Source organism: Vibrio sp. V42_P2S4T144 (assembly GCF_009904715.1).
GTDB classification, from domain to species: domain Bacteria; phylum Pseudomonadota; class Gammaproteobacteria; order Enterobacterales; family Vibrionaceae; genus Vibrio; species Vibrio alginolyticus.
This window is the reverse complement of record NZ_WXWS01000671.1, coordinates 1-8,052: the sequence shown is the minus strand read 5'-3', so window position 1 is coordinate 8,052 and position 8,052 is coordinate 1. Positions and strand designations below refer to the sequence as shown.

Here is an 8,052-nt window from a genome sequence, read left to right as displayed (position 1 = left end):
ATCAACAAGATTTTTCGCTTGTTGAGCAATTCTTAGATGCGATGTGGATGGAGCGTGGCCTATCAGAGAACACGTTGGCTTCCTACCGAAACGATTTAATGAAGCTGCTCGTGTGGATGGAAAAACATCGATACCGTCTTGATTTTATCAGTTTGTCTGGCTTGCAAGAATATCAAAGCCACCTTGTAGATTTAGATTACAAACAGACGTCTCGTGCGCGTATGTTGTCGGCGATTCGCCGTTTATTTCAATACCTGCATCGTGAGAAGGTGCGTGCTGATGACCCGAGTGCGCTTTTGGTTAGTCCTAAACTGCCACAACGTTTACCCAAAGATATTAGTGAAGAGCAAGTGGACGCGTTGCTCGAAGCGCCAGACCCGAATGACCCTATAGAATTGCGCGATAAAGCGATGCTAGAGCTACTCTACGCGACAGGGTTGCGTGTGACAGAGCTCGTCAGTTTGACCATGGAAAATGTTAGCTTGCGCCAAGGGGTGGTGCGCGTGACTGGTAAAGGTGGTAAAGAACGCCTGGTTCCTATGGGGGAAAACGCGGTCGATTGGATCGAGACGTTCATTCAACAAGGGCGCCCTGCGTTACTTGGTGATACATCATCTGATATTGTTTTTCCTAGTAAACGCGCAAGACAGATGACTCGTCAGACGTTTTGGCACCGTATTAAATACTATGCTTTGATAGCAGGGATTGATACTGATCAGCTGTCGCCGCACGTACTGCGTCATGCCTTTGCCACGCATTTATTGAACTATGGCGCAGATCTCAGGGTCGTACAGATGCTTTTAGGACATAGTGACTTATCGACCACGCAAATTTATACTCACGTGGCGACTGAACGATTGAAGCAGATCCACAGTCAACACCACCCAAGAGCATAACAATGGTTAGATTCATCCATGTCCTCTTGGAAAAACGATTTTACATTAAGGTGAATTTCATGAGCGTATTACGCCGACTAACTCTGCTGACTTTACCATTTTTTGTTACCGCTTGTGGTGCAGAAGAAAGTCAGGCTCAAACGGAGACTCCTGCGCAACAAGTGGCGCCAGCTGCACAAAGCGGCTTTGATGAAGCAGCATTAAAAACTAAGTTCTCAAAGCTTGGTTTATCTATCGTTGATATTCAACCATCAGACGTCGCTGGCTTATTGGAAATTCAAACCAATGGCGGGATCCTGTTTGCTTCAAATGATGGTAGCCATTTTATCGCCGGTACGCTTTATGCCATTAATGATGATGGCAGTTACAAAGATGTCATAGCAGAGCGTCAAGCGCCGCTTAACGCCGAGAAAATTGCGCAGTTCTCCGATAGCATGATCGAATACAAAGCCGACGATGAAAAGTACGTTGTGACCGTATTCACCGATATCACCTGTGGTTACTGTGTGCGTCTGCATAGCCAAATGCAAGGCTATAATGATCTAGGTATTACAGTGCGTTACATGGCTTACCCTCGCCAAGGTGCAACTGGCCCTGTAGCGGAGCAAATGGCAACGATTTGGTGTGCTGAAGATCCGGCGTCGGCAATGCACAACGCGAAAGTGAATCGTACATTTGATAACCCTGCGAAAGACTTGAAACAGTGTAAAGAAACCATCCAGGCACATTACAATCTAGGTCGCCAATTGGGTATTTCTGGTACGCCAGCAATCTTCTTACCGAATGGCGAAATGGTTGGTGGCTACCTACCACCTGCAGAGCTATTGAAACGTTTAAAGCAACTATAATCCATTAGGAGCAGAGCCGGCAAAGTTGTCGGCTCTTTTAAGCATGATAGAAATTCAACGACGTCCTGAACCTGATCTTTCCCTTCTTCCTGATTCCATTCCTCCGATTCTTAAACGTATCTACATCAACCGTGGGATAACGGATCTTTCACAATTAGAAACGTCGGCCCGTGGGTTGCATTCATATCAAAAACTCGGGGGGATTGAGCAAGCTGTCGATCTTTTGTTTCAGGCGATAAAAGAACAAAAACGCATCATCGTTGTCGGTGATTTTGACGCTGATGGCGCGACAAGCTCAGCATTATCAGTGCTCGCGCTGCGTATGCTTGGTAGTCACAATGTGGATTACCTAGTGCCAAATCGTTTTGAAGACGGTTATGGGTTAAGCCCAGAAGTCGTTGACCAAGCCTTAGAGCTTGGCGCTGAGATGATCATGACGGTGGATAACGGCGTCTCATCAATCGAAGGCGTGCGTTACGCAAAAGAAAATGGCATTACTGTGCTTGTTACCGATCACCACTTGCCAGGACAAGTGTTGCCTGATGTGGATGCAATGGTGAACCCAAACCTTGAGAGCTGTAGCTTTCCATCTAAAGCGCTTGCGGGTGTAGGGGTCGCGTTTTATCTCATGATGGCACTATGCGTTCATATGCGAAAACACAATTGGTTTGCAGAACAGGGGATGCAAGAGCCCAAATTGATGGAACTGATTGACCTTGTTGCACTGGGTACCGTCGCCGACGTCGTTCCATTGGATGAAAACAACCGCATTCTTGTACACCAAGGCTTGCAACGTATTCGTGCTGGCAAAGCGCGTCCCGGCATCCAAGCATTAATTGAGGTCGCGAAGCGCGATGCGCGTCGTTTAGTTGCGTCTGACTTTGGCTTTGCTTTAGGTCCACGTATTAACGCTGCAGGTCGTCTTGATGACATGTCTTTCGGTGTTGAACTATTGATGTGTAACAACATCCACGCTGCTCGTCGCATGGCAAGTGAATTGGATGGCTTGAACCAAACACGTAAAGAGATTGAAGAAGGCATGAAGCAAGAAGCGATGGCTTTCTGTGAGCGCCTTCAGTTTGGTGAAGGCAATGAGCTTCCTTATGGCTTAGCCTTATTCCAGCGTGATTGGCACCAAGGTGTGATTGGTATTTTGGCTTCGCGCATTAAAGAGAAGTTTCACCGTCCAGTCATTGCATTTGCTGATGGCGGAGAAGGGACGATTAAAGGCTCGTGTCGTTCTATTCCGGGGCTACACATGCGCGATGCGTTGGATTTCATCGACACACAAAACCCGGGTTTGATCATCAAGTTTGGTGGACACGCCATGGCAGCAGGCTTAACGATTAAAGAGCAGGATTTTGAGCGTTTCAGTCGTTTGTTTGATGAAGTGGTAAAAAAGGAACTCGATGAAGCGGCGCTAAAAGGCGTGATCATGTCAGATGGTGAACTTAAGCCGGAAGAGTTCTCTATGCATGTTGCTGAACAGCTGCGATCGGGTGGCCCTTTTGGACAAGCCTTCCCTGAACCAATCTTTGATGGTGAGTTTAAAGTACTGCATCAAAAGCTGGTGGGTGAGAAGCATCTTAAATTGATGTTAGAGCCGCTTTATAAAGGTCACCCTACCAATGTGATGATCGACGGCATTGCATTCAATGTTGATCTACGCCGATGGCCAGATGCATCGGTTAAAACAGTACGTCTCGCGTATAAGCTGGATGTGAATGAATTTCGTGGTAATCAATCATTGCAATTGATGATCGACCATATCGAAGCTAAGTAATACCTAGATTAACCTTTCTTATAGAGTACGGTTGCCCCTAAGTGGGCGTAAAATTTTATGACCGTGCTCTCTCTCACCGCAATCTGATTTCTCATCCGAAATTTTCCTGTATCTCGGTCACATTTTTCAGTAGAATTTCTCGGTTAAATTCTATTCTAAAATGTTGAGTAAACATGTTTGAAATCAATCCAATTAAAAACCGTCTGCAGGACGTGTCTCAGCGCACAAATGTCCTGAGGGGGTATCTTTGACTATGACGCGAAGAAAGAGCGTCTAGAAGAAGTCAACGCAGAACTTGAACAACCAGATGTATGGAACGAACCTGAGCGTGCGCAAGCACTGGGTAAAGAGCGTGCATCACTAGAAGCGGTTGTTGAAACCATTGATCAACTAGAGCAAGGTGTGGAAGATGTAGAAGGTCTTCTTGAGCTGGCTGTAGAAGAAGAAGATCAAGAAACATTTGACGAAATTGAACCAGAACTTGCTGAGTTGGAAGAGAAGCTAGAAAAGCTTGAATTCCGTCGTATGTTCTCTGGCGACCACGATAGCTCTGATTGTTACATCGATTTGCAAGCAGGTTCTGGTGGTACAGAAGCACAAGACTGGACTAACATGCTGCTGCGTATGTACCTACGTTGGGCAGAAGCGAAGGGCTTCAAAGCTGAAGTGATTGAAGTCTCTGAAGGTGAAGTCGCGGGTCTTAAGTCGGCAACAGTTCGCATCTCTGGTGAGTATGCGTACGGTTGGTTACGCACTGAAACGGGCGTCCATCGTCTTGTTCGTAAATCTCCGTTCGATTCAGGCGGTCGTCGCCATACGTCATTTGCTTCTGCGTTCATCTATCCAGAGATTGATGAAAACATCGACATCGACATTAATCCTTCCGACCTACGTATTGACGTTTACCGTGCGTCAGGCGCAGGTGGTCAGCACGTAAACACCACAGAATCTGCGGTACGTATTACGCACGTACCTACGAACACAGTGGTTCAGTGTCAGAATGACCGTTCTCAACATAAGAACAAAGATCAGGCAATGAAACAGCTTCGAGCGAAGCTATTTGAGCTTGAATTGCAAAAGCAAAATGCGGAAAAACAAGCTAATGAAGACGCTAAGTCTGACATTGGCTGGGGTAGCCAGATCCGTTCTTACGTATTGGATGACTCACGTATTAAGGACCTCCGTACGGGCATTGAAAACCGTAATACTCAAGCGGTTCTTGATGGCGATCTGGACAAATTTATTGAAGCTAGCCTGAAATCAGGTCTATAAAGCTTTTCACCGACAAAAACAGGATACATCGAAAATGACTGATGCTGTTCAAAACGAAACTGTACTAGAAGAAAATAAGCTGATTGCTGAACGCCGCGCTAAACTGGATGCAATCCGAAAGAGCTGCAAAGCGAACGGCCATCCAAACGACTTCCGTCGTGACGCACTAGCGGGCGACCTTCAGAAAGAGTTCGGTGAAAAGACGAAGGAAGAGCTAGAAGAGCTTAACCACGTAGTAGCAATCGCTGGCCGTATCATGGCTAAACGTGGTCCATTCTTGGTAATTCAAGAAACTTCTGGCCGTATCCAAGCTTATGCTGACAAAGCGGTTCAAAAAGTACTTAAAGAAAAATACCAAGGTCTAGATATCGGTGACATCATCGGTGTTAAAGGTGCACTTCATAAGTCTGGTAAGGGTGACCTATACGTGAACATGGAAGAGTACGAGTTGCTAACCAAAGCACTACGTCCACTTCCAGAAAAGTTCCACGGTCTAACTGACCAAGAGATGCGTTACCGCCAACGTTACGTTGACCTGATCGTTAACGAAGACTCTCGTCAAGCGTTCGTAGTACGTTCTAAAGTAATGTCTGCAATCCGCAACTTCATGATCTCTAAGCAGTTCATGGAAGTTGAAACGCCAATGATGCACGTTATCCCTGGCGGTGCGAGTGCGCGTCCATTCATCACGCACCACAACGCACTAGACATGCCAATGTACCTACGTATCGCGCCAGAGCTATACCTGAAGCGTCTAGTTGTTGGTGGTTTTGATCGCGTATTCGAAATCAACCGTAACTTCCGTAACGAAGGCCTTTCTCCACGCCACAACCCAGAATTCACAATGATGGAATTCTACATGGCGTACGCAGACTACAAAGATCTGATGGACCTAACTGAAGAACTACTAAGCTCAGTGGCGCAAGAAGTTCTAGGTTCAACGTCAATGCCTTACGGTGATGAAACGGTTGAGTTTGGTGGTACTTACACTCGTATGAGCATGTTCGAAGCAATCAAGCACTACAACCCAGACCACGCGCAAATCCAAGCGCTAACAGAAGAAGACCTACAAAACCGTGATCTAATGGTTTCTATCGCGAAATCTGTTCACGTTGAAGTAGAACCTTTCTGGACATGCGGTCAGCTTCTTGAAGAGATCTTTGGTGAAACAGCAGAACCTAAGCTAATGCAGCCTACGTTCATCACTGGTTACCCAGCAGATATTTCTCCGTTGGCTCGTCGTAGCGATGATAACCCGTTCTTTACAGACCGCTTTGAGTTCTTTATCGGTGGCCGTGAAGTAGCGAACGGTTTCTCAGAGCTTAACGATGCTGAAGACCAAGATGCACGCTTTAAAGCACAGGTTGAAGCGAAAGAGTCTGGTGACGACGAAGCAATGTTCTACGATGCAGACTACATCACTGCTCTAGAGCACGGCCTACCGCCAACAGCAGGCCAAGGTATCGGTATCGACCGTTTGGTTATGCTACTGACTAACACGCACACTATCCGTGACGTGATCTTATTCCCTGCAATGCGCCCGCAAGCGTAATTCGATAGGATGAGTAAAAAAACCACCTTCGGGTGGTTTTTTTTTGCCTTTTAGTTAAGGTAATTCAAGTTGTTGCACTTGCCTTTTAATGGGATATGCAAATAAACATTCGCCAAATCTCAATCTATTGCATAGTCTTAATACTGAGACAGACGTGAGGGGGCGGAGTCTCGATAATGTTACCCGCTCGCAAAGATAAGTTTGTGGCACAAAATTTCTATTAACAATGAAAAAGGGTTAGAGAATGGCTGGGCAGTTTAAGATGGATTCCATCCCGGGATCGCTTGTGGTAGTTGGCGGTACTTATGAGCCTTGGTTATCGGTACTGGAGCAAGTGGGCTGGAAGTGTCATCAAGTAGGTGACTTACGCAAAGCTAATACGCTGTTAGAAGATATTGGTCCATGTATCGGTATTGTTGATCTCAGCCATGACGAGTTCAGCTTGAATGGCTTGGCGAACTTAGTCAGCTCTCACAAACACGTACGTTGGTTAGCGTTTATTCGTGAATCTCAGCTTGGCACTGACACCATATGCCAGTTCATTGTTAACTTTTGTATCGATTTTTTCACAGCGCCGATCCCAGATGCACAGTTATTAAGCACAATAGGTCACCAGCTTGGCATGCTTAAGTTGGAGAAAAAAGTTTGGCCTAGTTTTGGTAGCAGTTTAGATATGGGTCTGATCGGTGAATCTATCCCGATGAAACGTTTACGCGATCAAGTGAAGCGCATTGGTCCAACGGACGTCAGCATTCTGATTTCTGGGGAAAGTGGGACTGGTAAAGAGGCGGTTGCTAGGGCCATCCATAAAGTCTCTTCACGCTCTCATAAACCGTTTATGGCAATTAACTGTCGCGCACTCAATGAACAACGTTTCCAAGCTGAAGTATTTGGTATTAACGCTGATGAAGATATGGAAGCATGCCTGCTTGAACAAGCAGATGGTGGCACCGTGTTGTTTAATGACATTCTTACCATTTCAAAAGAGCAGCAAATGAATCTGCTGAGATTCTTGCAAGAAGGCACCATTGATACCAAAGATGGCGTAAAAGCGGTTAACGTACGCATTCTTGCTGCTAACTCGTCAGATGTTGAAAAAGCTTTGATTGACGGTGACTTCAATGAAGAACTTTACCATTACATCAACGTTCTGCGCATCAATGTCCCTAGCTTGAAAGAACGTGCGAGTGACATCGCATTGCTGGCTCGTTTCTACTTACAAGAGTTCTCAAAAGAGTACAACTCGCAAGCAAAAAGCTTTTCTGAGGATGCATTCAAGGCACTGACACGTTATTTCTGGCCTGGAAATGTGCGTGAGCTGATGAACCAAGTGAAGCGAGCGGTATTAATGTCCGACAGCGTAATGATTGAAGAGCATCACTTAGATTTACCTCAACGTAATGACTCAAAGCGCAGCTTGAAATCAATCCGAGAGAAGAGTGAACGTGATGCGTTGCTGGTTGTTTTGGAATCTCATTCTGGTCAAGTTTCAAATGCGGCGAAAGAGCTCGGAGTTTCGCGTGCAACCATGTATCGACTACTTAATAAACATAACTTGATTTCCGAACAAGCCATGTAGTTGGCCTTTCCCTGTGTCAAATAGGCGAATAAATACAATAAAAGAGAGTGGCCACAGAGCCGCTCTTTTTATTTTTTGTTTGGTTTGATTTATAAAATCCGCAAATTTATATATTCCTCAGG

Annotated in this window: 6 protein-coding genes; all 6 read left to right on the top strand. The window is 45.8% G+C overall.

Annotation, left to right across the window (positions count from 1 at the left end; all coding sequences use genetic code 11):
- Nucleotides 1-896: site-specific tyrosine recombinase XerD (xerD, locus tag CAG68_RS21680; RefSeq protein ID WP_161441646.1), on the top strand; the 896-nt coding region annotated here is incomplete at its 5' end.
- Between the two features lie 59 nt (nt 897-955).
- Nucleotides 956-1,744, top strand: coding sequence for a bifunctional protein-disulfide isomerase/oxidoreductase DsbC (gene dsbC / locus CAG68_RS21675; RefSeq protein WP_005381786.1), 789 nt, complete (start codon nt 956-958; stop codon nt 1,742-1,744).
- 43 nt (nt 1,745-1,787) lie between these two features.
- A complete protein-coding gene (gene recJ / locus CAG68_RS21670; protein WP_017821504.1) occupies nt 1,788-3,527 on the top strand; it encodes a single-stranded-DNA-specific exonuclease RecJ in 1,740 nt (579 codons plus the stop codon).
- 173 nt (nt 3,528-3,700) lie between these two features.
- Nucleotides 3,701-4,799 (top strand): peptide chain release factor 2 gene (gene prfB, locus CAG68_RS21665; RefSeq protein ID WP_100068604.1). Its coding sequence is split into 2 segments (ribosomal slippage): nt 3,701-3,775 and nt 3,777-4,799, totalling 1,098 coding nucleotides; the frame shifts between segments, so codons are not numbered across the junction.
- A 34-nt stretch (nt 4,800-4,833) separates the two neighbouring features.
- Nucleotides 4,834-6,351, top strand: a complete 1,518-nt coding sequence (gene lysS / locus CAG68_RS21660; RefSeq protein WP_005382861.1) for a lysine--tRNA ligase — start codon at nt 4,834-4,836, stop codon at nt 6,349-6,351.
- Between the two features lie 244 nt (nt 6,352-6,595).
- Nucleotides 6,596-7,930 (top strand): cyclic-di-GMP-binding transcriptional regulator VpsR, encoded by a 1,335-nt coding sequence (gene vpsR / locus CAG68_RS21655; RefSeq protein ID WP_017635067.1) that lies wholly within the window; start codon nt 6,596-6,598, stop codon nt 7,928-7,930.
- The last annotated feature ends 122 nt before the right edge of the window (nt 7,931-8,052 follow it).

Excerpts from the sequence above, each read along its gene's own strand:
- dsbC (WP_005381786.1), top strand. The coding sequence starts at position 956 with ATGAGCGTATTACGCCGACTAACTCTGCTGACTTTACCATTTTTTGTT.
- recJ (WP_017821504.1), top strand. The coding sequence starts at position 1,788 with ATGATAGAAATTCAACGACGTCCTGAACCTGATCTTTCCCTTCTTCCT.
- lysS (WP_005382861.1), top strand. The coding sequence starts at position 4,834 with ATGACTGATGCTGTTCAAAACGAAACTGTACTAGAAGAAAATAAGCTG.
- vpsR (WP_017635067.1), top strand. The coding sequence starts at position 6,596 with ATGGCTGGGCAGTTTAAGATGGATTCCATCCCGGGATCGCTTGTGGTA.